23 protein-coding genes are annotated in these 23864 nt (G+C 56.6%); 9 read left to right on the plus strand and 14 right to left on the minus strand.

What is annotated here, in order from left to right; genetic code table 11:
• Nucleotides 1-16 precede the first annotated feature (16 nt).
• Nucleotides 17-1039 (minus strand): cell division protein ZipA, encoded by a 1023-nt coding sequence (zipA, locus tag FOY93_RS16070; RefSeq protein WP_143345379.1) that lies wholly within the window; start codon nt 1037-1039, stop codon nt 17-19.
• A 230-nt stretch (nt 1040-1269) separates the two neighbouring features.
• On the opposite strand from zipA, the gene cysZ reads away from it, so the two are divergent.
• The 5 genes from cysZ (at nt 1270) to crr (ending at nt 6063) form a co-directional block, all read left to right on the plus strand.
• Nucleotides 1270-2031, plus strand: a complete 762-nt coding sequence (gene cysZ, locus FOY93_RS16075; RefSeq protein WP_143345380.1) for a sulfate transporter CysZ — start codon at nt 1270-1272, stop codon at nt 2029-2031.
• Nucleotides 2032-2194: 163 nt separating this feature from the next.
• Entirely contained in the window at nt 2195-3166 is a 972-nt protein-coding gene (cysK, locus tag FOY93_RS16080) for a cysteine synthase A (protein WP_014884739.1), read from the plus strand.
• A 317-nt stretch (nt 3167-3483) separates the two neighbouring features.
• Nucleotides 3484-3741 carry a phosphocarrier protein Hpr gene (gene ptsH / locus FOY93_RS16090; protein WP_045909449.1) on the plus strand — a complete coding sequence of 86 codons (258 nt, stop codon included), beginning with the start codon at nt 3484-3486 and terminating at the stop codon, nt 3739-3741.
• A gap of 44 nt (nt 3742-3785) precedes the next feature.
• Entirely contained in the window at nt 3786-5513 is a 1728-nt protein-coding gene (ptsI, locus tag FOY93_RS16095; protein ID WP_023332954.1) for a phosphoenolpyruvate-protein phosphotransferase PtsI, read from the plus strand.
• 40 nt (nt 5514-5553) lie between these two features.
• On the plus strand, nt 5554-6063 hold the full coding sequence (crr, locus tag FOY93_RS16100; protein WP_003861316.1) for a PTS glucose transporter subunit IIA: 510 nt from the start codon (nt 5554-5556) through the stop codon (nt 6061-6063).
• 44 nt (nt 6064-6107) lie between these two features.
• Here the strand turns inward: crr and pdxK are convergent, their stop codons facing one another.
• From pdxK to FOY93_RS16150, 10 genes are all read right to left on the minus strand, one after another.
• Nucleotides 6108-6944, minus strand: coding sequence for a pyridoxine/pyridoxal/pyridoxamine kinase (gene pdxK, locus FOY93_RS16105; protein WP_133294881.1), 837 nt, complete (start codon nt 6942-6944; stop codon nt 6108-6110).
• 5 nt (nt 6945-6949) lie between these two features.
• Nucleotides 6950-7861 carry a cysteine synthase CysM gene (gene cysM / locus FOY93_RS16110; protein ID WP_115875955.1) on the minus strand — a complete coding sequence of 304 codons (912 nt, stop codon included), beginning with the start codon at nt 7859-7861 and terminating at the stop codon, nt 6950-6952.
• Between the two features lie 118 nt (nt 7862-7979).
• Entirely contained in the window at nt 7980-9074 is a 1095-nt protein-coding gene (gene cysA, locus FOY93_RS16115) for a sulfate/thiosulfate ABC transporter ATP-binding protein CysA (protein WP_008501607.1), read from the minus strand.
• Nucleotides 9064-9939: a sulfate/thiosulfate ABC transporter permease CysW gene (gene cysW, locus FOY93_RS16120; protein ID WP_045325891.1), complete on the minus strand. Its 876-nt coding sequence runs from the start codon at nt 9937-9939 to the stop codon at nt 9064-9066. Before cysW ends, cysA begins: the two co-directional genes overlap by 11 nt.
• Entirely contained in the window at nt 9939-10772 is an 834-nt protein-coding gene (gene cysT / locus FOY93_RS16125; protein ID WP_115875956.1) for a sulfate/thiosulfate ABC transporter permease CysT, read from the minus strand. The genes cysW and cysT overlap by 1 nt, the downstream gene beginning before the upstream one ends.
• On the minus strand, nt 10772-11785 hold the full coding sequence (locus FOY93_RS16130) for a sulfate ABC transporter substrate-binding protein (protein WP_133294882.1): 1014 nt from the start codon (nt 11783-11785) through the stop codon (nt 10772-10774). Before FOY93_RS16130 ends, cysT begins: the two co-directional genes overlap by 1 nt.
• A gap of 171 nt (nt 11786-11956) precedes the next feature.
• The gene (locus FOY93_RS16135; protein WP_048226164.1) at nt 11957-12856 is read right to left on the minus strand and encodes a Dyp-type peroxidase; all 900 of its coding nucleotides are present in this window, start codon (nt 12854-12856) and stop codon (nt 11957-11959) included.
• Between the two features lie 92 nt (nt 12857-12948).
• A complete protein-coding gene (locus FOY93_RS16140) occupies nt 12949-13524 on the minus strand; it encodes an RpoE-regulated lipoprotein (protein WP_111965198.1) in 576 nt (191 codons plus the stop codon).
• A 63-nt stretch (nt 13525-13587) separates the two neighbouring features.
• The gene (locus FOY93_RS16145; protein ID WP_115875958.1) at nt 13588-14037 is read right to left on the minus strand and encodes a DUF2919 domain-containing protein; all 450 of its coding nucleotides are present in this window, start codon (nt 14035-14037) and stop codon (nt 13588-13590) included.
• Nucleotides 14024-14449 carry a GNAT family acetyltransferase gene (locus FOY93_RS16150; protein WP_014884750.1) on the minus strand — a complete coding sequence of 142 codons (426 nt, stop codon included), beginning with the start codon at nt 14447-14449 and terminating at the stop codon, nt 14024-14026. Before FOY93_RS16150 ends, FOY93_RS16145 begins: the two co-directional genes overlap by 14 nt.
• A 212-nt stretch (nt 14450-14661) precedes the next feature.
• Here FOY93_RS16150 and amiA point away from each other — a divergent pair, with 212 nt between their 5' ends.
• Both amiA and hemF read left to right on the plus strand, forming a co-directional pair.
• Nucleotides 14662-15537 carry an N-acetylmuramoyl-L-alanine amidase AmiA gene (gene amiA / locus FOY93_RS16160; protein WP_023308739.1) on the plus strand — a complete coding sequence of 292 codons (876 nt, stop codon included), beginning with the start codon at nt 14662-14664 and terminating at the stop codon, nt 15535-15537.
• On the plus strand, nt 15537-16436 hold the full coding sequence (hemF, locus tag FOY93_RS16165; protein WP_143345381.1) for an oxygen-dependent coproporphyrinogen oxidase: 900 nt from the start codon (nt 15537-15539) through the stop codon (nt 16434-16436). The genes amiA and hemF overlap by 1 nt, the downstream gene beginning before the upstream one ends.
• A 56-nt stretch (nt 16437-16492) precedes the next feature.
• Here hemF and maeB read toward each other — a convergent pair whose 3' ends face one another.
• The gene (gene maeB, locus FOY93_RS16170; RefSeq protein ID WP_115875960.1) at nt 16493-18772 is read right to left on the minus strand and encodes an NADP-dependent oxaloacetate-decarboxylating malate dehydrogenase; all 2280 of its coding nucleotides are present in this window, start codon (nt 18770-18772) and stop codon (nt 16493-16495) included.
• A gap of 289 nt (nt 18773-19061) precedes the next feature.
• On the opposite strand from maeB, the gene tal reads away from it, so the two are divergent.
• Nucleotides 19062-20012: a transaldolase gene (gene tal, locus FOY93_RS16175; protein WP_115875961.1), complete on the plus strand. Its 951-nt coding sequence runs from the start codon at nt 19062-19064 to the stop codon at nt 20010-20012.
• Between the two features lie 19 nt (nt 20013-20031).
• Nucleotides 20032-22020, plus strand: a complete 1989-nt coding sequence (tkt, locus tag FOY93_RS16180) for a transketolase (RefSeq protein ID WP_111965193.1) — start codon at nt 20032-20034, stop codon at nt 22018-22020.
• A 42-nt stretch (nt 22021-22062) separates the two neighbouring features.
• On the opposite strand, the gene FOY93_RS16185 is transcribed toward tkt, so the two are convergent.
• Entirely contained in the window at nt 22063-23106 is a 1044-nt protein-coding gene (locus tag FOY93_RS16185) for a DUF1176 domain-containing protein (protein WP_133294887.1), read from the minus strand.
• A 101-nt stretch (nt 23107-23207) separates the two neighbouring features.
• Nucleotides 23208-23801 carry a GDP-mannose pyrophosphatase NudK gene (gene nudK / locus FOY93_RS16190; protein WP_133294888.1) on the minus strand — a complete coding sequence of 198 codons (594 nt, stop codon included), beginning with the start codon at nt 23799-23801 and terminating at the stop codon, nt 23208-23210.
• Nucleotides 23802-23864: the final 63 nt, after the last annotated feature.

The raw sequence follows: 23864 nt of genomic DNA on the forward strand, positions 1-23864 counted from the left end.
GAAGTCAACGCGGCGATTACGCGTTAGCTTCCTTAACTTCGCGGATGCGGTCCTGATACTCGCGCAATTTCTGCGGGGTCATCATTCGACGCTGATCGTCGAGCACCACGCCACCGACTTCGTCAGCGATGTGCTGAGCGGACTGCAGCATCAGCTTAAAGTTTTGCAGTTCATCACCGTAGGACGGCACCTGCATAAAGATAGTGACGCCCGGGGTCACGAAATCACCGGTCATTTCCGGATCGAAGGTGCCAGGGTTAACCATGTTGGCCAGGCTGAACAGCGCCGGACCGCTACCGTCAGGGCTCAGGTGGCGATGGAAAATATTCATATCGCCAAACTTGAAGCCTGCCTGTTGAATACTGTTAAGCAGCACATCGCCATTGAGATGGCTACCGTGATGCGCGGCCACGTTCATGATGATCACCGCTTCTTTACGCTGCGGTTTTTCAACAACCGGCTCTGGCTCTGCAACGGGCTCAGGCTCAACGTACGGGGCCGGAGCAGGCTGAGGCGCAGGCTGTACGTGAACAGGCTGCTGCGGTTGTTGTACCGGCTGAGCAGGTTGTTGCTGCACGGGCTGCTGAACCGGTTGCTGTACCGGTTGATGTTGAACCGGTTGCTGTACCGGTTGATGTTGAACCGGCTGTGGCGCAGCAGGCTGCTGATAAACAGGCTGTTGCGGCGGCTGGCGCACCGGCTCTTCCACAGGCTGCGGCGCTGGCTGGCGCGGCTGTGCAGAAGCATACGGCGGTTGATACTGGTGCTGCGAAGGACGAGGCGCTTCATGCTCCCCATGGCCTGCGCCGGGCGCAGTATTGACCCGATGAACACGAACTTCACCCACGCCGTCGTCATCGCTGCCGTCGATGTCATCTTCACTGTCATCGTCGTCACGACTGGACTTCATGCGCTTCAGTGGGCGATCGCGAAACATCGAGGAACGCTCTTTACGGCTGGTCCAGAAACCATGTACCAGTAAAGCGATTATGGCGATCGCGCCAACAATGATTAATATCAGACGCAAATCCTGCATCATTATATTCTCTGTTGTTCTAACACCTTGCCACCACGGCAAACATTTACTCACTAAGAGTATTTGCCGTTTACGTCAAGTGCAAGTGTGTGCAGAGCATTCACAGCATAAAGATGAAGGAAATCGTGCTTTTTGCTGGTTTTTCGAACATTTCCGAACTGGTCATTGCTCCGTAAGTGGATAATATAGGCGGGCAATTCCACTGGTTGTGTAAAAAGGAGTACAGCCTGGCTATGGTTTCAACATCTTCTTCCCCCCCGCGCAGCGGCGTCTGGTATTTTTCTCAGGGCTGGAAACTGGTCTCCCTGCCGGGGATTCGACGCTTCGTCATTCTGCCGCTGTTGATCAACATTATTCTTATGGGCGGCGCGTTCTGGTGGCTGTTTACAAAACTGGTGAGCTGGATCCCGTCGCTGATGAGTTACGTGCCGGACTGGCTGCAGTGGCTTAACTACCTGCTCTGGCCGGTGGCGGTGATCTCCGTGCTGCTGGTGTTTGGCTACTTCTTCTCGACAATTGCAAACTGGATAGCCGCACCGTTTAACGGTCTGCTGGCGGAACAGCTGGAAGCGCGGCTTACCGGTGCGACGCCGCCGGACACAGGGATATGGGGGATCATGAAAGACCTCCCTCGCATTATGAAGCGCGAATGGCAGAAGTTTGCCTGGTACCTGCCCCGCGCGCTCGTGCTGCTTATCCTCTATTTTGTGCCAGGCATTGGCCAGACCGTGGCACCGGTGCTGTGGTTCCTGTTCAGCGCCTGGATGCTGGCCATTCAGTACTGCGACTATCCTTTCGATAACCACAAGGTACCGTTTAAAGAGATGCGCACCGCCCTGCGCAGCCAGAAGGTCGCCAATATGCAGTTTGGCGCACTGACCAGCCTGTTCACCATGATTCCCTTCCTGAATCTGTTCATCATGCCCGTCGCCGTTTGCGGCGCGACGGCGATGTGGGTCGACTGCTACCGTGCTAAGCACGCGTTATGGAAATAATGCAAAAATGTGTAAAGCAGGGGTGGCTTATGCCGCCCCTTATTCCATACTGATCCCCATTATTTCCTTGCAGTATATAGATATGCGAATTCCTTACTTCCCCCTACCTGCTCAACAGGTATGCTGGGTCGGTATCCCAATTTCATACAGTTAAGGACAGGCCATGAGTAAGATTTATGAAGACAACTCGCTGACTATCGGTCATACGCCCCTGGTTCGACTGAACCGTATCGGTAATGGACGCATCCTGGCGAAGGTCGAATCACGTAACCCGAGCTTCAGCGTTAAATGCCGTATCGGTGCAAACATGATTTGGGATGCTGAAAAACGTGGCGTACTGAAGCCTGGCGTTGAGCTGGTGGAACCGACCAGCGGCAACACCGGTATTGCTCTGGCCTATGTTGCTGCTGCGCGCGGCTACAAGCTGACGCTGACTATGCCAGAAACGATGAGCATCGAGCGTCGTAAGCTGCTTAAAGCGCTTGGCGCGAACCTGGTGCTGACCGAAGGCGCGAAGGGCATGAAGGGCGCCATTCAGAAAGCCGAAGAGATTGTGGCCAGCGATCCGGCGAAATATCTGCTGCTGCAGCAGTTCAGCAACCCCGCAAACCCGGAAATTCACGAGAAGACCACCGGTCCGGAAATCTGGGAAGATACCGACGGCCAGGTTGACGTCTTTATCTCCGGTGTGGGTACCGGCGGTACGCTGACCGGCGTGTCACGCTATATTAAAGGCACAAAGGGTAAAAAAGACCTGATCACCGTTGCCGTTGAGCCGACTGACTCACCGGTTATCACCCAGGCCCTGGCCGGTGAAGAGCTCAAACCAGGCCCGCATAAAATCCAGGGTATTGGCGCAGGCTTCATTCCGGGCAACCTGGATTTGAAGCTGATCGATAAAGTGGTCACCATCACTAACGAAGAAGCCATCTCTACCGCGCGTCGCCTGATGGATGAAGAAGGCATTCTGGCGGGTATCTCTTCCGGTGCGGCCGTTGCGGCAGCGCTCAAGCTGCAGGAAGACGAAGCCTTTACCAATAAGAATATTGTGGTTATCCTTCCGTCCTCGGGTGAGCGTTACTTGAGCACCGCACTGTTTGCCGATCTGTTTACCGAAAAAGAGCTGCAACAGTAGTGCCAGCATGTTAATAACGCGTAAAAAAGCACCTTTTCAGGTGCTTTTTTGTGGCCTGCTTCAAACTTTTACCCCTCCTGGCATTGCTTCACCCCGTTGGGTCTGGTATTTAAACCAGCAATTATTTTGATGCGTGAAATTAATCGGTGAATGAAATAGCCTTGCTGAATCGATTTTATGATTTGGTTCAAGTCTTGCTTTCGCTGCATAATGTTTAATGACGATCGAAACGTCAGCGCTAACAATACAGGCTAAAGTTCAGTCGCCAGGCTAGACTTTAGTTCCACAACACTAAACCTATAAGTTGGGGAAATACAATGTTCCAGCAAGAAGTTACCATTACCGCTCCGAACGGTCTGCACACCCGCCCTGCTGCTCAGTTTGTTAAAGAAGCAAAAGGCTTTTCTTCTGAAATCACTGTGACTTCCAACGGCAAAAGCGCGAGCGCAAAAAGCCTGTTCAAACTGCAGACTCTGGGCCTGACTCAGGGCACCGTTGTCACCATCTCTGCGGAAGGTGAAGACGAGCAGAAAGCAGTTGAGCATCTGGTAAAACTGATGGCTGAGCTCGAGTAAGTTTCCGGGTTCTTTTAAATATCAGTCACAAGTAAGGTAGGGTTATGATTTCAGGCATTTTAGCATCCCCGGGTATCGCTTTCGGCAAAGCATTGCTGCTGAAAGAAGACGAGATCGTCATCGACCGGAAAAAAATTTCTGCCGACAAGGTTGATCAGGAAGTTGAACGTTTTCTGAGCGGTCGTGCCAAGGCATCTGCGCAACTGGAAGCAATCAAAACTAAAGCTGGCGAAACTTTCGGTGAAGAAAAAGAAGCCATCTTCGAAGGGCACATCATGCTGCTCGAAGATGAGGAGCTGGAGCAGGAAATCATAGCCCTGATTAAAGATAAAGGCATGACGGCCGACGCGGCTGCGCATGAAGTTATCGAAGGTCAGGCAACTGCCCTGGAAGAACTGGATGATGAATACCTGAAAGAGCGTGCGGCTGACGTACGTGACATCGGTAAGCGCCTGCTGCGCAACATCCTGGGTCTGGCCATTATCGACCTGAGCGCAATTCAGGATGAAGTGATCCTGGTTGCCGCGGACCTCACCCCGTCTGAAACCGCACAGCTGAACCTGAAAAAGGTCCTCGGTTTCATCACCGACGCGGGTGGCCGTACCTCCCACACCTCTATCATGGCGCGCTCTCTGGAACTGCCTGCCATCGTGGGTACCGGTAGCGTCACCTCTCAGGTGAAAAATGGCGACTATCTGATTCTGGATGCCGTAAACAATCTGGTTTACGTCAACCCAACTAATGAAGAGATCGATAAACTGCGCGCGGTTCAGGAGCAGGTTGCGACTGAAAAAGCGGAACTCGCTAAGCTGAAAGACCTGCCAGCTATCACCCTTGACGGCCATCAGGTAGAAGTATGCGCAAACATCGGTACCGTTCGCGACGTTGATGGCGCTGAGCGCAACGGTGCGGAAGGCGTAGGTCTCTATCGTACAGAATTCCTGTTCATGGACCGCGACGCGCTGCCAACGGAAGAAGAGCAGTTTGCTGCCTATAAAGCCGTGGCTGAAGCGTGTGGCTCTCAGGCGGTTATCGTCCGTACTATGGACATTGGTGGCGACAAAGAGCTGCCGTACATGAACTTCCCGAAAGAAGAGAACCCGTTCCTGGGCTGGCGTGCGATTCGTATCGCGATGGATCGTAAAGAGATCCTGCGTGACCAGGTTCGCGCGATCCTGCGTGCCTCTGCTTTCGGTAAACTGCGCATCATGTTCCCGATGATCATCTCTGTTGAAGAAGTGCGTGCACTGAAGAAAGAGATCGAAATTTACAAGCAGGAACTGCGCGACGAAGGTAAAGCGTTTGACGAGTCAATCGAGATCGGCGTAATGGTGGAAACACCTGCGGCGGCGACTATTGCGCGTCATTTAGCCAAAGAAGTTGATTTCTTTAGTATCGGCACCAATGATTTAACGCAGTACACCCTGGCAGTTGACCGTGGTAATGATATGATTTCACATCTCTACCAGCCAATGTCACCGTCCGTACTGAACTTGATCAAGCAAGTTATTGATGCTTCTCATGCAGAAGGTAAATGGACTGGCATGTGTGGTGAGCTTGCAGGCGACGAACGTGCTACACTTCTGTTGCTGGGTATGGGTCTGGACGAATTCTCTATGAGCGCCATTTCCATCCCGCGCATTAAGAAGATTATCCGTAACACGAACTTCGAAGATGCGAAGGTGTTAGCAGAGCAGGCTCTTGCTCAACCGACAACGGACGAGTTAATGACGCTGGTTAACAAGTTCATTGAAGAAAAAACAATCTGCTAATCCACGAGATGCGGCCCAAATTACTGCTTAGGAGAAGATCATGGGTTTGTTCGATAAACTGAAATCTCTGGTTTCTGATGATAAGAAAGACTCCGGAACTATTGAGATTGTTGCTCCGCTCTCCGGCGAGATCGTCAACATCGAAGACGTGCCGGATGTAGTGTTTGCTGAGAAAATCGTTGGTGATGGCATTGCTATCAAACCAACTGGCAACAAAATGGTTGCTCCAGTTGACGGCACCATCGGTAAAATTTTTGAAACCAACCATGCGTTCTCTATCGAATCTGATAGCGGTATCGAACTGTTCGTTCACTTCGGTATCGACACCGTTGAACTGAAAGGCGAAGGCTTCAAACGTATCGCGGAAGAAGGCCAGCGTGTTAAAGTTGGCGACCCGGTGATTGAATTCGATCTGCCACTGCTGGAAGAAAAAGCCAAGTCTACCCTGACGCCGGTTGTTATCTCCAACATGGACGAAATCAAAGAACTGATCAAACTGTCTGGCAGCGTCACCGTGGGTGAAACCCCGGTTATCCGCATCAAGAAGTAATTCTTGCCGCACAGAAAAATGGCGCCTTCGGGCGCCATTTTTGTTTATGCCGGGAGGATAAGCTCGTCGTAGCCTTTCGACTGGGTATAAAGCATCACGTCAGTCACCCGATCGCCGGCCATGCGAATGGCATCTGCAACGGTTTTCCCCTCTACAATTCCGCTCACCAGCTCTGAACAGAACAGGTCGCCCGTCCCTTTCAGATCGGTTTCTACGCGCGGGTGCGCGCTGACGGTCACGCCCTCATTCGTCACCAGTACCACGTGGATGTTTTGCGGGTCGTCTGCGACCGGCGCGCTGGTGATCGCCACCCATTTCAGGCTGTCTGAAAGCAGTCCCTGTGCCGCCGCGATGGCGCTTTCCGGCGTGCGGCACGGTTTGCCGCTTAACACTTCCAGCTCGTAGACGTTTGGCGTAATCCCCTGCGCCAGCGGCAGCAGGTGCTCCCGATACGCCTGCGGGATATCCGGCTTCACGTACATCCCGCTGTCGATATCTCCGATAACCGGGTCGACCAGCACCAGCAGATCAGGATGCTGAGCTTTGACCGCCTTCAGCCACTGCGCCAGCAGGACGATCTGGCTGGCATTTCCCATATAGCCGGTGGTAACCGCCTTAAGCTCGCGCAGGATCTCGCGCTCTTCCAGCGCCTTCAGGTAGCCGCTGAACCACTCATCGGGGATCACGCCACCATAGAAGGTGTCATAGTGTGGCGTGTTGCTGAACAGTACCGTTGGCACGGCGGTGACGTTCAGCCTGTGGGTTCGAATATTAGGAACCGCAATGCTGTTACCCACGCTGCCGTACACCACCTGCGACTGTACCGCGACAATATCAGTTTGCTGCGCCCGGGTATTATCCCGGAATAGAATCATCTCCATGACGCTTAAATCCCCGCCCCCTGCGAATAACTCTCTTCACCAAAGACGCCGGTAGACAGATAGCGATCGCCTCGATCGCAAATAATCGCCACCACCACAGCACCCGGGTTTGCCTGCGCTACCCGAATCGCGCCCGCTACCGCGCCGCCCGAGCTGACGCCGCAGAAGATACCTTCGCGTACGGCCAGCTCACGCATGGTATTTTCCGCCTCGCGCTGGTGAAGATCCAGCACCTGGTCCACAAGCTGCGCATTAAAGATGCCGGGCATATACTCCGCCGGCCAGCGGCGAATGCCCGGAATGCTGCTCCCCTCTTCCGGCTGCAGGCCCACAATGGTGACGGCTTTGTCCTGCTCGCGCAGAAAACGCGATACGCCGGTAATGGTGCCGGTGGTGCCCATGCTGGAGACAAAATGGGTGATTCGCCCGTCGGTTTGCTGCCAGATTTCCGGGCCGGTGGTGGTGTAGTGCGCGTACGGGTTGTCCGGGTTATTAAACTGATCGAGCAGTTTACCTTCGCCGCGCTCGGCCATTTCTAACGCCAGGTCGCGCGCGCCTTCCATCCCCTGCTCTTTGGTCACCAGAATCAGCTCGGCCCCGTAGGCACGCATCGCGGCGCGGCGCTCCTGGCTCATGTTGTCAGGCATCAGCAGCTTCATGCGGTAGCCTTTCAGCGCCGCAATCATCGCCAGGGCGATACCGGTGTTACCGCTGGTGGCTTCAATCAGTACGTCGCCCGGCTTAATCTCGCCGCGCTTTTCAGCCTGGACAATCATCGACAGCGCGGCACGATCTTTTACCGACCCCGCCGGGTTATTGCCTTCGAGTTTGACCCAGATTTCGCTGCCGTTAGCCGGCCCCATGCGCTGAAGTTTGACCAGAGGGGTGTTGCCGATGGTGTGTTCGAGTGTATTCACGTTTTTTACTCAATAAAAAAGCCGGGTGGCGTTTCGCTTACCCGGCCTACAAGACGCAGTGATAACTGTAGGCCCGGTAAGCGCAGCGCCACCGGGCGATAAACATCCTAATAACCTATCAGGCTGACTCCGCCAGAGCAATATCCTCGCGCGTCTCGATGCGCTCCTTCCCGTGATAAATCCGGGCATGCTGCAGCCCGACAAACAGGCGCTCCCCCCGGTGCGGCGGGACGTCGTCGCGCATGACCACGGTCAGCGGCTCGGTATACCAGCCCAGCGGCTGTACCACCAGTTGGGTGTAGTGACCTTTAGGGCTCGCTTCCAGCACCTGCACCGGCAGCGGTGAATCCAGACTGGTTCGGCGGCTCACGTCCACTTCCCACGGACGCAGGAACAGATCGACCGGGCCCTGGTGCGCGGAGGTATAGCCCAGCGGCCAGCGGTGCGCGCCCACGTGGAACTGACCGCCGCGAATAGTGCCCTGCAGACGGTTCACCTCGCCCATAAACTCCAGCACGAAGCGGGTCGCCGGTTCACGCCAGAGCTGCTCCGGTTCGTCAACCTGCTCAATGTTGCCCTGGCTCATGACCACCACGCGATCCGCAACTTCCATCGCCTCTTCCTGATCGTGGGTCACGAAGACGCTGGTGAATTTCAGCTCTTCATGGAGCTGACGCAGCCAGCGGCGCAGCTCTTTACGCACCTGCGCATCCAGCGCGCCGAAAGGCTCATCCAGCAGCAGAATTTGCGGTTCAACGGCCAGCGCGCGAGCCAGCGCCACGCGCTGTTTCTGCCCGCCGGACAGCTGGGCCGGGAAACGATCCGCCAGGTGAGCCAGCTGCACCATCTCCAGCAGTTTGGTCACCTTCGCCTTAATGGTTGCCGCATCCGGGCGCTCGCGACGCGGCAGCACGGTAAGCCCAAACGCGATGTTGTCAAACACGGTCATGTGGCGGAACAGCGCGTAATGCTGGAACACAAAACCCACTTTACGATCGCGGGCGTGCAGGCGGCTCACGTCGGTGCCGTGGAAGCGGATGTGCCCGCTGGTCTGGTGCTCAAGCCCGGCGATAATACGCAGCAGCGTGGTTTTGCCCGAGCCGGACGGCCCCAGCAGCGCCACCATTTGTCCGGAAGGGATATCCAGCGAGATATCATTCAGCACCTGGGTGCGACCAAAAGACTTCTTAATATTGGCAATCTCAATGCTCATGATTTCCCTCCTGATGCTGACGTTTTTCCTGATTTTCTAAACGCCACTGCACCACACTCTTCAAAAACAGGGTCAAAATGGCCATCAGCGTCAATAACGCTGCGGCAGTAAACGAGCCGATGGTGTTGTAGTCCTGCTGCAGCAGTTCAATCTGCAGCGGCAGCGACAGGGTTTCACCCCGGATAGAGCCGGAAACAACGGAAACGGCACCGAACTCGCCAATCGCGCGGGCGTTGGTCAGCACCACGCCATAAAGCAACGCCCAGCGGATATTCGGCAGCGTCACGCGGCGGAACATTTGCCAGCCCGAAGCCCCCAGCAGCACCGCCGCTTCGTCTTCGTTGCTCCCCTGGCTTAACATCACCGGCACCAGCTCGCGCACCACAAACGGGCAGGTCACGAAGATGGTGACCAGCACCATGCCCGGCCAGGCGAACATGATCTGCAGGTTATGCGCATCCAGCCAGCCGCCCAGTGGGCCGTTGGAGCCGTAAAAGAGCAGGTACACCAGGCCCGCCACCACCGGCGACACGGCAAACGGAATATCCAGCAGGGTCAGCAGCAGCTGACGTCCGGGGAAGTTAAAGCGCGTCACCAGCCACGCCAGCAGGGTCCCGAACACCAGGTTCACCGGGACGGTGATCAGGGCAATCAGCACGGTGAGCCAGATGGCATGGAGCATATCCGGGTTCGCCAGGTTTTCCAGCGCGGGCATCAGACCCTTGCTGAACGCCTGAACGAAAATATAAATCGTCGGCACGACGAGAATGAGGGCGGAAACCAGCACGCCCGCCCCAATCAGAAACCATTTACCCCAGTTGATGCGGGGCGCATCGTATCGCTTCAATTGCGTAACTTCCGCCATCAGTGACCTACCACACGTCGACCAAAGCGACTTTGCAGAGTGTTAATCGAGTACAGCAGCAGCAGCGAGGCGGCGAGGATCACCGAAGCAATCGCGCTCGCCGCCGGATAATCAAACTCCTGCAGGCGGATGAAAATCATCAGCGAGGTCACTTCCGTTTTCCAGGCGATGTTCCCGGCGATAAAAATCACCGCGCCGAACTCACCGAGGCTGCGGGTAAACGACAGCGCGACACCTGCCATCAGCGCTGGAGAGAGCTCCGGCAGCACCACCTTGCGGAAGCTCTGCCAGCGCGTGGCGCCCAGCGTTTCCGCCGCTTCTTCGTATTCCGGACCCAACTCTTCCAGCACCGGCTGCACGGTACGTACCACAAACGGGATGCTGGTGAAGGCCATCGCCACCGCGATACCGAGCCAGGTGTAGGTTACTTTGATATCAAATCTCGCCAGCCACTCGCCGTACAGCCCGTTTACAGAGAAGAGCGACGCGAGGGTTAAGCCTGCCACCGCCGTCGGCAGCGCAAACGGCAGATCCATCAGGGCGTCAAGCAGCGTGCGCCCCGGGAAGCGATAGCGGGTCAGGATCCACGCCATCAGCAGGCCAAACACGCCGTTAAAAATGGAGGCGACAAACGCCGACAGCAGCGTCACCTTATAGGCCGCCACCACCTGCGGGTTGGTGACCACGTCCCAGTACTGCGCCCAGCTCATCTGAGCAAGCTGCATCACCAGCGCGCTGAGCGGCAACAGCAGGATCAGGCAGACGAACAGCAGGCTGGTCCCGAGGCTTAAGGTAAAGCCCGGCAGGACGCGTTTTGTCGAGACAGCAAACATTACTTATGCCCCGCCGCCAGCAGTTTGTCTAACTCACCGCCGCTGGCAAAATGCGTTTTCATCACATCAGGCCAGGAGCCAAAATGGTCTTCCACGCGGAACAGCGCGGTCTGCGGGAATTTATCTTTCAGCTTGTTCATCACGTCCGGGTTGTTCACGCGGTAGTAGTAATCGGTAATGATGGTCTGCGCCTGAGGGCTGTAGAGGTAGTTGAGATAGGCTTTTGCCGCTTTCTCGGTACCGTTCGCCTGCACGTTTTTATCCACCCATGCGACCGGGAACTCGGCCAGAATGTTGGTTTTCGGGATAACCACCTCAAAGCCCTGCGCTTCATACTGCTTGCGGATGTTGTTCACTTCCGACTCAAAGCTGATCAGAACATCGCCGAGACCTCGCTCCGCGAAGGTCGTTGTCGCCCCGCGGCCGCCGGTATCAAATACTTCGACGTTTTTCAGGAACTGGGTCATGAACTGCTCGGTTTTGGCTTTATCGTTACCGTCAGCCTTGTCCGCCGCGCCCCACGCGGCTAAATAGGTATAACGCGCGTTACCGGAGGTTTTTGGGTTCGGGAAAATCAGCTTCACGTCGGAACGCACCAGGTCGCTCCAGTCGTGGATATTCTTAGGGTTGCCCTTACGCACCAGGAAGCCCATGGTGGAGTAGAACGGCGAGCTGTTGTTCGGCAGTCGGCTCTGCCAGTCCGCCGGGATGAGCTTGCCTTTGTCGTGCAGGATCTGCACGTCAGTCACCTGGTTGTAGGTCACGACGTCCGCTTTCAGGCCCTGCAAAATCGCCAGCGCCTGCTTGGACGAGCCGGCGTGGGACTGCTTGATGGTGAGCTTATCGCTGTTATTGTCTTTCGCCCACTGCTGTTCGAACGGGGGATTAAGGGCGGCAAACAGCTCGCGGGAGACGTCATACGAACTGTTCAACAGTTCAGTCGCCTGCGCCTGTGCCACCAGCAGTAAACCTGCCAGCGCCAGAGTTCCTTTTTTCAGTACAGTAACGGCCATTGCGCACCCTTATAAATGTGATGACTATCTTATAGTCATAATATTTATAACGGGGATGAAAGGAGTAACGGTTTTATATACCGTTTGGTGATTTAGAAGCAGAAAAGGGAATAAGGGTGAGGCCTGATGCCCTCACCCCGGCCCTCTCCAGCAGGGAGAGGGAGAATGCCATTACAGCGCCAGAAGACGCTCAACGGACGGCGCAAAGTAGTAGCCGCCGGTCACCGGTTTGGTGAAGCGCAGCATGGCGTCGCGCTTGCCGTCGGTATCGCCGAACATGCTCAGCAGCTGCTGCTCGATGTTATACAGGCGCGCGCAATAGGCGCAGAAATAAAGGCCGTGCGTTCCGCTTGCCGTACCGTACGGCAGGCTCTGGCGGACAATCTTCAGCCCTTTGCCGTCTTCTTTGAGGTCAACGCGGGTCAGGTGCGAGGTAACGGGACGGTCGTCGCCGTCGATCTCTTCGTTAGCCTCTTTCGTACGGCCAATCATCATCTCCTGGTCGTGCACGCTCATGCGGTTAAGCTGCTTGAGGTTGTGCTCCCAGCGCTGCACGAACACGTAGCTGCCGCCCGCGTCCACGCCATCTTTGATTACCGCGACTTCACGACGCGTCTCTTCCCCTGCCGGGTTTTCGGTTCCGTCGACAAAGCCGCTCAGATCGCGCTCTTCGACCCAGCGGAAACCGTGAACTTCTTCCTGCACCTCGATGCTGTCGCCAAAGGCCGCCACCGCCGCCTGCGCAACCGAGAAGTTCACGTCGTGACGTAAAGAAAGGATGTGGATCAGCACGTCGTACTGGGTCGCCGGAGCCAGGCCTTTGCCGTAAGGGATGAAGTCTTTCAGCTCTTCCGCCCCTTCCCCGCCGCTCAGCTGACGCCAGACGTTATTGCCAAAGGCGACAACGGCGCCGAGGTGTGCTTCCGGGAATTTGGCCTGGAAGGTCGCCAGTTTATCAATAAACGCTTTGCTGGCCGCACGCAGGGCATCCACGTCCCCTTTAACATTGGCTTCAATCCAAATCGCCGCGCGGCAATGTTCTGGCAAAATGCCACTCTGAACCTGAGACATCGCTCCTCCTGAAATAAAGATGCCACGTCAGCGTGGCATTGATGGCGGGTATTATACCCGGATTTCAGCGAGGCGGTTTGCTCAGGCGCAAATTACTGCTTCCAGAGTATTTTGCTCACTTTCCAGCTCTTAAGCGTGTCGTCAGACGGCATCAGTCCTTCCGGGCCGCTCCAGGTGCCGGTGAAGACATAGCTGATGTGCTGGCTGCCTTCAGCCTTACATTCCACCGCAACCTTGTCGTCAGACGGCACGCTGGCGCAGTTGCCAAAGGCCTGCTTATAAAGATCGCTAAACGGGGTCCCCACCTTCACACCGCTCGCCGTCGGAATATCTTCATCCATCACCGCAATTCGGTTGACCGTGCCTTTATCACCGTTAATCACCAGCGCCAGCTTGTCGCCCTTCAGCGCCTCGTAGTAGCGAACAATATTGCCATTCTCCGTTTTCATGCCGCTGCGCAGGCGGTAATCACTGCTGAGCGCATCCTGGATAGCATTCTGATCCAGCGCCGTCGCGGCGGTAATTTTCCCCACGCCCTGCTCGGTTACTTCCGTTGATGAGCCAAACCAGTTCCACGGATACGCAGCGGACCAGTTAATGGAGGAGAGCGTCGAACAGCCGGTCAATGCCAGCGGGAGAGCGCATAAGAGTAAACGCAGCGATTTCATTGAAACGTCCTTACTTGTTAAATCAACGCTTGTTGGAGTGCGACATCGGCAAAAAGTGCCGGATTAATCATCCTGAGGCGCAAAACAGGCGCGAAGACGCGGGTTGGTCATCAGCCACAGCAGCGCCACAATATCAGCAACCACCAGCGCAACGCCGGAGCCCGTCAGCGGTTCACCGTACCACCAGAGAACCGGCTGCCATAAGAGCAGCGCAGTCTGGGCAAGGATTAGCAGCCAGCGAAGCGTGCGCCAAAAACGAGGGATCAGGTGCCGTCGTCCGCTACACAAAAAAGCCACCACCGCCGGTACGCCCGGCAGTAAGCCGAGCCAGAAAGCATCGTGATCGGGATAAAAAAGATTCAGCAGCGTATCGCCCTGCCCGCGCGACGCGGCGGCCATCACAAACAGCACCCAGGTACGGGCCTGGAGCAGCAGAACGCACCAGAATAAAAAGGGCAGCCTGACGCGGCCCTGCGCGTCATAGTCTGCCGGATGAATCTCAGTACTCTTCATCTTCGATCAGACGCTTTCCCAGATTCAGCACGTCAGAATGCTCGTAGCCCAGACGCTCATACATGCCCAGCACCACATCGTTATCTTCCCGCACCATAATCTGGATTTTCGGGCAGCCGCGAGCGATCAGCTTCTTCTCGAGCCGGTTAAGCAGCGCATTGGCAATGCCGCGACCACGGTATTCCGGATGGACGCCCAGATAATAGGCCGAGCCGCGGTGGCCGTCGTAACCGCCCATTACCGTCCCCACAACCTCACCGTTGACTTCCGCGACCAGAAACAGACTGACGTCGTGATTCACCTTACGTTCGATATCCATTTCCGGATCGTTCCACGGACGCAGCAGATCGCAGCGCTCCCAAAGGGTAATCACCTCTTCGAAATCTTCCTGGCGAAAAACGCGTATCTCCATGGTATTAACCGCCTTTTCGGGTTTAAAAACTGTGATTATGGCGCGAAGCTCGCCTTTAGCCAATAACCGGGGAAAATCTCGCCAAAATTTGGCATAATGTCACTTTGTCACGTATTGAAATGAAAAGTAAAACAATTCTCAACATGGACTGTCGTAACGGGAAACACGATACGATATAACACCAGGACCCCATTTTTTAGTATTCAGGCCGCATGAGCACATTCAAACCATTAAAAGCACTCACATCGCGTCGTCAGGTTCTCAAAGCGGGGCTGGCGGCCTTAACGTTAACGGGTATCGCAAAGCAGGCTCAGGCGAAAGACGAGAGCACGCTTAAAACCAGTAACGGACACAGCAAACCGAAAACCAAAAAGCCGGGCGCGAAGCGTCTGGTGATGCTCGACCCTGGGCACGGCGGCATTGATACCGGCGCCATCGGCAAAAACGGGTCGAAAGAAAAACACGTCGTGCTGGCGATTGCAAAAAATGTGCGGGCGATTTTACGCAGTAACGGCATTGACGCCCGTCTGACGCGCTCTGGCGATACCTTTATTCCGCTGTATGACCGCGTAGAGATCGCCCACCAGCACGGTGCGGATCTGTTTATGTCGATTCACGCGGACGGCTTTACCAACCCTTCTGCGGCAGGTGCCTCGGTATTTGCGCTTTCCAACCGCGGCGCCAGTAGCGCCATGGCGAAATACCTCTCCGACCGCGAAAACCGGGCGGATGAAGTCGCCGGGAAAAAAGCCACCGACAAAGACCACCTGCTACAGCAGGTGCTGTTCGACCTCGTGCAGACGGATACGATCAAAAACAGCCTGACGCTTGGCTCGCACATCCTGAAGAAGATTAAGCCGGTGCATCGCCTGCACAGCAAAGGCACCGAGCAGGCGGCGTTCGTGGTCCTGAAATCACCGTCCATCCCGTCCGTGCTGGTGGAAACCTCCTTCATCACGAACCCGGAAGAGGAGCGACTCCTTGGCACCACGGCATTTCGTCAGAAGATCGCTAACGCTATCGCCTCCGGCATTATCAGTTATTTCAACTGGTTCGATAACCAAAAAGCGCACTCCAGGAAACGTTGATGAAACCCGATGCACAACTGGTCAAAACTTTCCTGCTGCAGCTGCAGGATGAGATTTGCCAGAAACTGGCCGCCGCAGACGGCGGAGAATTTCAGGAAGATACCTGGCAGCGCGAGGCCGGCGGCGGCGGGCGCAGTCGCGTGCTGCGTAACGGCGGCATCTTCGAACAGGCTGGCGTGAATTTTTCCCACGTTCACGGCGACGCCATGCCCGCGTCTGCGACGGCACATCGTCCTGAGCTGGCGGGCCGCAGCTTCGAAGCGATGGGCGTCTCGCTGGTGGTGCACCCGCACAACCCGTTCGTGCCAACCAGCCACGCCAACGTGCGCTTTTTCATTGCGGAAAAGCAGGGGGCCGATCCGGTCTGGTGGTTTGGCGGCGGTTTCGACATGACGCCCTACTACGGCTTCGAAGAGGATGCCGTACACTGGCACACCACCGCGCGGGATCTTTGCCTGCCGTTTGGCGAAGACATTTACCCGAAATATAAAAAGTGGTGCGACGACTACTTTTACCTGAAGCATCGCGACGAGCAGCGCGGCATCGGCGGACTGTTCTTTGACGATCTCAACACGCCTGATTTTGATACCGCGTTCAGCTTTATGCGCGCGGTGGGTGAAGGCTATACCGAGGCCTATCTGCCCATCGTCGAACGCCGTAAAAACACCGACTACGGCGTGCGCGAACGCGAGTTCCAGCTCTACCGCCGCGGGCGCTACGTGGAGTTCAACCTGGTGTGGGATCGCGGGACGCTGTTCGGCCTGCAGACCGGCGGGCGCACGGAGTCGATTCTGATGTCGATGCCGCCGCTGGTGCGCTGGGAGTACTGCTACGAGCCAAAAGAAGGCAGCCCGGAGGCTGCCTTAAAAGAGTTTATTCAGGTTCGGGACTGGGTGTAACCCTCCCCTCACCCCGGCCCTCTCCCAAAGGGAGAGGGTTAGGGTGAGGGTAAAAATTACAGCGGCTGCGTCTGCGCCTCAACCACCGCCAGCGCCACCATGTTCACGATACGACGCACGGAGGCAATCGGCGTTAACACGTGCACCGGCTTCGCCACGCCCATCAGCACCGGTCCTACGGTCACCCCTTCAGAGCTGGAGACGCGCAGCAGGTTATAGCTGATACGCGCCGCTTCCACGTTCGGCATAATCAGGATGTTTGCCGATCCTTTCAGCGGGCTGTCCGGCATACGTTCGTTACGGATGCTCTCCACCAGCGCGGCATCGCCATGCATTTCCCCGTCAATCATCAGCTCCGGCGCACGCTCGCGCACCAGCGCCAGCGTCTCACGCATTTTGCACGCCGCCGCTGATTTGGACGAACCGAAGTTAGAGTGCGACAGCAGTGCCACCTTCGGCTCGATACCGAAGCGGCGCACGGTCTCGGCGGCCATCACGGTGATCTCCGCCAGCTCGTCCGGGCTCGGATCGTCGTTAACATAGGTGTCAGCGATAAAGGTGTTCCCGCTCGGCAACAGCAGGGCGTTCATCGCCCCGGCGGTATGGACGCCGTCGCGATAGCCGAAGATCTCCTGCACCACGCTAAAGTGCTCGTGATAATCCCCGATGGTACCGCAGATCAGCGCATCCGCCTCGCCGCGATGGACCATGATCGCGCCGATCACCGTCGTGTTGCTGATGACGGCTTTCTGCGCCTGCTCCTGGGTGATCCCCCGACGCTTCATGATCGCGTAGTATTCGCTCCAGTACTCTTTGAAGCGCGGATCGGATTCGTTGTTGACGATCTCGAAGTCGACGCCCGGCTTAATCTGCAGGCCCAGCTTCTGGATACGCATTTCAATCACGCTCGGACGACCAATCAGGATCGGTTTCGCCAGGCCTAATGTGATCAGCTCCTGGGTGGCGTGCAGCACGCGCGCCTCTTCCCCTTCCGCTAGCACCACGCGCTTCGCGTCGGCGCGCGCCTGAGAGAAGATCGGCTTCATGAACAGGTTGGTTTTATAGACAAACTCGGTGAGTTTATCGACGTACGCGTCGAAGTCGTGAATCGGACGCGTCGCCACGCCGGAATCCATTGCCGCTTTGGCAACGGCTGGCGCAATTTTAACAATCAGACGCGGGTCGAACGGTTTTGGAATGATGTAGTCCGGGCCAAAGCTCAGATCCTGATCGCCATAGGCTGAGGCAACCACTTCGCTCTGCTCGGCGTGGGCCAGCTCCGCGATGGCGTGAACGGCTGCAAGCTTCATCTCTTCGTTGATCGCCGTTGCGCCGACGTCCAGCGCGCCGCGGAAGATAAACGGGAAGCAAAGCACGTTGTTGACCTGGTTCGGGTAGTCCGATCGGCCGGTACAGATGATGGCGTCTTCACGCACCGCTTTCGCCAGCGGCGGCAGAATTTCCGGTTCCGGGTTGGCCAGGGCCAGGATCATTGGCGCACGCGCCATCTTCTTCACCATCTCCTGGGTCAGCACCTTCGGACCCGAGCAGCCGAGGAAGATATCCGCGCCGTCAATGACGTCCTCAAGCGTGCGCTTGCCGTCGTCTTCTACCGCATACGCCGCTTTGGTTTCCGCCATGTTCGGCTCGCGGTCTTTATAAATAACGCCCTTGGAGTCGCAGACCACAATGTTGTGTTTCTGCATACCCAGCGCCACCAGCAGGTTCATACAGGCGATGGCCGCGGCGCCGGCGCCGGAGACCACCATGCGCACGTCGGAGAGGTTTTTCTCTACCACGCGCAGGCCGTTGAGAATCGCAGCGGTGCTGATAATGGCCGTACCGTGCTGGTCATCATGGAACACGGGAATGTTCATACGCTCGCGCAGCTTCTGCTCGATATAGAAACATTCCGGCGCTTTGATGTCTTCCAGGTTGATCCCGCCGAAAGTCGGCTCCAGCGCGGCCACTACGTTGATGAACTTGTCAGGATCGAGTTCATCCACCTCGATATCGAACACGTCGATACCGGCGAATTTCTTGAACAGCACCCCCTTGCCTTCCATCACCGGCTTACCGGCCAGCGCGCCGATGTTGCCCAGCCCCAGCACCGCCGTGCCGTTAGAGATCACGGCGACAAGGTTGCCGCGCGCGGTGTATTTGTAGGCCGCCAGCGGGTCTTTTTCGATTTCCAGACACGGGGCAGCTACGCCCGGGGAATAGGCCAGTGCCAGATCGCGCTGAGTTGCCAGCGGCTTGGTTGGGGAGACCTGGATTTTGCCCGGGACAGGGAACTCGTGAAAATCGAGGGCACTCTGTTTCAACTGCTCATCCATCTTATTTTTCCTTTCACGTATCGGTCAAAAGGGTGACGTAAGCGATCCTGATGCACACCCTGGTGTGCCGCCTAGTATCGCCTCAGGCCGCCTCCTAAACTTTGAAGGCAGCCAAACTCTCACCATCACACATTAAAAATTGTTATCAATTTATAACAGCCATGTTACCCGTCTCAAAAGCAATGCCTCCCCCGTCTGCTATGCTTTTTTGTTAAGTCCATCATGATTTTTCCAGAAGTGTGAACTAACGCACTCATCTAACTCTTTTATTTCCAAGGAGTAATCATTTATGAACCAGCTAGACGGCATCAAACAATTCACCACGGTGGTGGCAGACAGCGGCGATATCGAGTCGATTCGCCACTATCAGCCGGAGGATGCGACCACCAACCCTTCGCTACTGCTCAAGGCTGCCGGGCTTACCCATTTTAGTCATCTGATTGATGACGCCATTGCCTACGGTAAAAAGCGCGGGAAGACGCAGGAGCAGCAGGTCGCCGAAGCCAGCGACAAGCTGGCGGTTAATTTTGGTGCGGAAATTCTTAAAAGCATCCCGGGCCGCGTCTCGACCGAAGTCGACGCCCGCCTCTCTTTCGATAAAGAAAAGAGCATTAACAAGGCGCGTCGCCTCGTGGAACTGTACGAGGAACAGGGGATAGATAAATCACGCATTCTGATCAAGCTCGCCTCCACCTGGGAAGGCATCCGCGCGGCAGAGGTACTGGAAAAAGAGGGCATCCACTGCAACCTGACGCTGCTGTTCTCCTTTGCACAGGCGCGCGCCTGTGCCGAAGCGGGCGTGTTCCTGGTGTCACCGTTTGTCGGGCGCATCTACGACTGGTACCAGGCGAAACAGCCGATGGATCCGTACGTGGTGGATGAGGATCCGGGCGTGAAATCGGTCCGTAATATCTACGACTACTACAAGCAGCACCGCTACGAAACCATCGTGATGGGTGCCAGCTTCCGCCGTACCGAGCAGATCCTCGCCCTGGCAGGCTGCGACCGCCTGACAATTTCACCCAACCTGCTCCAGGAGCTACAGGACAAAGAAGAAACGGTGATCCGCAAGCTGGTGCCGACCTCCACCGTTCTGCCAAAACCGAAAGCCATGACCGAAGCGGAGTTCCGCTGGGAGCACAACCAGGACGCCATGGCCGTGGAAAAACTGGCGGACGGTATCCGCCAGTTCGCCGTCGACCAGCGCAAACTAGAAGATCTTCTCGCCGCCAAACTTTAACCTTGCCACGGAGTGAACTATGTCCCGTAAAGAGCTAGCCAATGCCATCCGCGCCCTCAGCATGGATGCCGTGCAGAAAGCCAATTCCGGCCACCCCGGCGCGCCGATGGGCATGGCTGATATAGCCGAAGTACTGTGGAACGACTTTCTGAAGCACAACCCCAATGACCCCACCTGGTACGATCGCGACCGCTTTATTCTCTCCAACGGTCACGCCTCAATGCTGCTCTACAGCCTGTTGCACCTTTCCGGCTACGATCTGCCGCTTGAGGAGCTGAAAAACTTCCGCCAGCTGCACTCCAAAACCCCGGGGCACCCGGAGATCGGCTATACGCCGGGCGTGGAGACCACCACCGGGCCGCTCGGCCAGGGGCTGGCAAATGCGGTCGGGCTGGCGATTGCCGAACGCACGCTAGCGGCACAGTTCAACCAGCCGGACCACGAGATTGTCGATCACTACACCTACGTGTTTATGGGTGACGGCTGTCTGATGGAGGGGATCTCCCATGAGGTCTGCTCCCTGGCGGGCACCCTGGGGCTCGGCAAGCTGATCGGGTTCTACGATCACAACGGCATCTCCATCGACGGGGAAACCGAAGGCTGGTTTACCGACGACACGGCAAAACGCTTCGAAGCCTACCACTGGCACGTGGTGCATGAGATCGACGGTCACGACCCTGAGGCAGTGAAAAAAGCGATTCAGGAAGCGCAAAGCGTGAAGGATAAACCGTCCCTGATTATCTGCCGCACCACGATCGGCTTCGGCTCGCCGAACAAGGCGGGTAAAGAAGAGGCGCACGGCGCGGCGCTGGGCGAGGAGGAAGTGGCGCTGACCCGGCAGAAGCTGGGCTGGAAACATCCGCCGTTTGAGATCCCGAAAGAGATCTACCGGGCATGGGATGCACGCGAAGAGGGTGAGAAAGCGCAGCACGCATGGAACGATAAATTTGCCGCCTACAAAAAAGCGCATCCTGAACTGGCGGCCGAGTTTTCCCGCCGCATGAGCGGCGGCCTGCCGGAAGACTGGGACGATAAAACCCAGGCGCTGATTGAAAATCTGCAGTCCAACCCGGCGAAAATCGCCACCCGTAAGGCGTCGCAAAATACCCTGAATGCAATCGGCCCTCTTCTGCCCGAACTGCTCGGCGGATCGGCGGATCTGGCGCCGAGTAACCTGACTATCTGGTCGGGTTCGAAATCGCTGAAAGAGGACATCGCCGGGAATTACATCCATTACGGCGTGCGCGAGTTCGGGATGACCGCGATTGCCAACGGCATCGCCCATCACGGCGGCTTCGTGCCCTACACCGCCACCTTCCTGATGTTCGTCGAGTACGCCCGTAACGCGGCGCGCATGGCAGCGCTGATGAAGGCGCGGCAGATTATGGTCTATACCCACGACTCCATCGGTCTGGGAGAAGACGGCCCCACCCACCAGGCGGTTGAACAGCTGGCGAGCCTGCGCCTGACGCCGAACTTCAGCACGTGGCGTCCCTGCGATCAGGTCGAAGCTGCGGTGGGCTGGAAGCTGGCGGTAGAACGCCACAATGGCCCAACGGCACTGATTCTGTCACGACAGAACCTGGCGCAGATCGAGCGTACTCCGGAGCAGGTGAAAAACATCGCCCGCGGCGGCTACATCCTCAAGGACAGCGGCGGCAAGCCGGACGTGATCCTGATTGCCACCGGCTCCGAGGTGGAAATCACGGTGAAAGCGGCGGAGAAACTGACCGCCGAAGGCCACGCGGTGCGCGTGGTGTCCCTGCCTTCTACGGATATTTTCGATGCCCAGGATGAGGCGTACCGCGAATCGGTACTGCCCTCAAACGTCGCAGCGCGCGTGGCGGTGGAAGCCGGTATTGCCGACTACTGGTACAAATATGTGGGTCTGAAAGGGGCGATTGTCGGCATGAGGGGCTACGGTGAGTCCGCCCCTGCCGACAAGCTGTTCCCGTACTTCGGCTTTACCGTTGAGAACGTGGTTGAGAAGGCGTTAAGCGTGCTGTAGCGCGGTCTGCGTGCCCGGTGGCGCTACGCTTACCGGGCAAAACTAGCGCGTGATCCACAGCGTGGGCCAGGCATCTGGCCCGTTCCAGTTATCACAGCTGGGCTCCTCGGCGTAGCGCACCAGGCGGAATCGCTGTCCGTCAAAACGCCAGCGCGTCTGGACTCCGCAATCGCCCAAACCGCGCCCCAGCGCCAGCGTTGTCAGCTCGCGCGTCTTTTCATCGAAGCTGGCATTCATCAACTCCATTTCGCTCCCGTCGCCTGACGGCGTAAACGGCAGACGCAGCCTGACGCTGCGTGCGGTGAACGGTTTTTTACGTGATACCAGCCACGCCAGATCGACCGTGTTATAGGCCCCCGCCTCGCAGCTGACGATCAGCAGCGCTTTCTCATCGGTTAACGCGGTGACGCGCACTTCACGGCGGTTAGGATCCAGCGAGCACTGGCTGCTGTTCATCCGTCCGGTACCATAGTCCAGCAGGTCGTTCAGTTCGGCGTGGGAGAGTGGCGTCGGGGTCGGATTGACGACCGCCACCTTTTTTAAGGCGGGTGCAGGCGGAACGCTTAACGGCGGATCGTCACCTTTCTTGATCCACGCGGTTTCGCTGCCGACGCGCTTTTGCTGCGCATCAATGAACAGTAGTGCGGCCTTAAGCCCTGTCAGTGAAATGACCTGCTTACCGCCGCGCAGGGTCAGGGCCTTCCCTTCCTGGATATTTTTCAGAAAGGCGGTGATGGTGGCCGCATCGTCCGTTTTCAGATGCCATGGCGTGAGCTGCCAGCGCTGTTTGTCCAGCTTCAGAGGAACGCTATCCAGCAGCAGCCGGGGGGCAATATCTGGCTCTTTGATCGAGGGTGTATCAAGACCGCCAAGATCGATACGCAGAGTGGCATCCGTTTTCGCCCCGGCGCTACGGGTGAGCGTCATGACCAGACCACGGTGTTCACCCGTGTTGCGTGCAAGGCAAAAATTCTGGTTATTGCAGGTTACCTGCCAGTCAGAAAAGGCTTGCTGCGCAGGTGCAGCCTGCACCTGCGGCGCGAGAAGCACACAAAACAGGTAAAACAAAAAGACGCTGTAGCGCATGAATGACACAATCCCGGAACGAAAACGCTTAACTGGGCAGTATCTTCGTGTTCCCGGCGGGGTTGCTCAATCGGATTTATCAGATATACCCGAAAAATGCACTACATCCGCTCGGAAGCATCGTTCATCAACCCGGTCGTATGTAAATACTGCAGTAATATCACTGCCTTACCATCCCTGATTTCGCCTGAACGCATCATCTCCAGCGCCCGGGTAAAAGGAAGCTCCAGCACTTCAATATCTTCATCCTCTACGCCACCGCCCCGGTGCGTGCGCTGGGCGTCGCTGTATTCGGCAATGAAGAAATGCACAATTTCCGTTACGCCGCCCGGAGACATAAACAGCTCGAAGACCTTTTTGACCTCACCCACTTCGAAGCCGGTTTCTTCCACGGCCTCTTTGCGGATACAAACTTCCGGCTCATCGTCATCGAGCAGGCCCGCGCAGGTTTCAATCAAACGTCCATCAGGGTTGCCATTAACCCATGTCGCCACCCTGAACTGACGGATTAGCACCACGCTCTGCTTGTCACGGTTATAGAGCAGAATGGTCGCTCCGTTGCCGCGGTCGTAGACCTCGCGTTTGTGGCGGATAACCTCACCGTTGCTACGTGTAAGATCATAGGTGATGTTACGCAGGACAAAGTAGTTTTCAGAAAGAATTTTGTCTTTGATAACGTCAATTTTCAGGGTCATACGGGCTCCACAACACAATGAGTCGTCCTATACTACGCCGTGAATCCCGCTTTGTCGCCCGCC

Source organism: Enterobacter sp. 18A13 (assembly GCF_007035975.1).
Taxonomy (GTDB): Bacteria; Pseudomonadota; Gammaproteobacteria; order Enterobacterales; family Enterobacteriaceae; genus Enterobacter; species Enterobacter vonholyi.

Bases quoted from the DNA above. Each gene is read 5' to 3' on its own strand.
- cysW (WP_045325891.1), bottom strand. From the start codon at position 9,939: ATGGCGGAAGTTACGCAATTGAAGCGATACGATGCGCCCCGCATCAAC.
- cysA (WP_008501607.1), bottom strand. From the start codon at position 9,074: ATGAGCATTGAGATTGCCAATATTAAGAAGTCTTTTGGTCGCACCCAG.
- nudK (WP_133294888.1), bottom strand. From the start codon at position 23,801: ATGACCCTGAAAATTGACGTTATCAAAGACAAAATTCTTTCTGAAAAC.
- FOY93_RS16130 (WP_133294882.1), bottom strand. From the start codon at position 11,785: ATGGCCGTTACTGTACTGAAAAAAGGAACTCTGGCGCTGGCAGGTTTA.
- FOY93_RS16140 (WP_111965198.1), bottom strand. From the start codon at position 13,524: ATGAAATCGCTGCGTTTACTCTTATGCGCTCTCCCGCTGGCATTGACC.
- hemF (WP_143345381.1), top strand. From the start codon at position 15,537: ATGAAACCCGATGCACAACTGGTCAAAACTTTCCTGCTGCAGCTGCAG.
- FOY93_RS16145 (WP_115875958.1), bottom strand. From the start codon at position 14,037: ATGAAGAGTACTGAGATTCATCCGGCAGACTATGACGCGCAGGGCCGC.
- cysZ (WP_143345380.1), top strand. From the start codon at position 1,270: ATGGTTTCAACATCTTCTTCCCCCCCGCGCAGCGGCGTCTGGTATTTT.
- tkt (WP_111965193.1), top strand. From the start codon at position 20,032: ATGTCCCGTAAAGAGCTAGCCAATGCCATCCGCGCCCTCAGCATGGAT.
- amiA (WP_023308739.1), top strand. From the start codon at position 14,662: ATGAGCACATTCAAACCATTAAAAGCACTCACATCGCGTCGTCAGGTT.
- ptsH (WP_045909449.1), top strand. From the start codon at position 3,484: ATGTTCCAGCAAGAAGTTACCATTACCGCTCCGAACGGTCTGCACACC.
- cysK (WP_014884739.1), top strand. From the start codon at position 2,195: ATGAGTAAGATTTATGAAGACAACTCGCTGACTATCGGTCATACGCCC.
- crr (WP_003861316.1), top strand. From the start codon at position 5,554: ATGGGTTTGTTCGATAAACTGAAATCTCTGGTTTCTGATGATAAGAAA.
- pdxK (WP_133294881.1), bottom strand. From the start codon at position 6,944: ATGGAGATGATTCTATTCCGGGATAATACCCGGGCGCAGCAAACTGAT.
- cysT (WP_115875956.1), bottom strand. From the start codon at position 10,772: ATGTTTGCTGTCTCGACAAAACGCGTCCTGCCGGGCTTTACCTTAAGC.
- FOY93_RS16135 (WP_048226164.1), bottom strand. From the start codon at position 12,856: ATGTCTCAGGTTCAGAGTGGCATTTTGCCAGAACATTGCCGCGCGGCG.
- ptsI (WP_023332954.1), top strand. From the start codon at position 3,786: ATGATTTCAGGCATTTTAGCATCCCCGGGTATCGCTTTCGGCAAAGCA.
- FOY93_RS16150 (WP_014884750.1), bottom strand. From the start codon at position 14,449: ATGGAGATACGCGTTTTTCGCCAGGAAGATTTCGAAGAGGTGATTACC.
- maeB (WP_115875960.1), bottom strand. From the start codon at position 18,772: ATGGATGAGCAGTTGAAACAGAGTGCCCTCGATTTTCACGAGTTCCCT.
- FOY93_RS16185 (WP_133294887.1), bottom strand. From the start codon at position 23,106: ATGCGCTACAGCGTCTTTTTGTTTTACCTGTTTTGTGTGCTTCTCGCG.
- zipA (WP_143345379.1), bottom strand. From the start codon at position 1,039: ATGATGCAGGATTTGCGTCTGATATTAATCATTGTTGGCGCGATCGCC.
- tal (WP_115875961.1), top strand. From the start codon at position 19,062: ATGAACCAGCTAGACGGCATCAAACAATTCACCACGGTGGTGGCAGAC.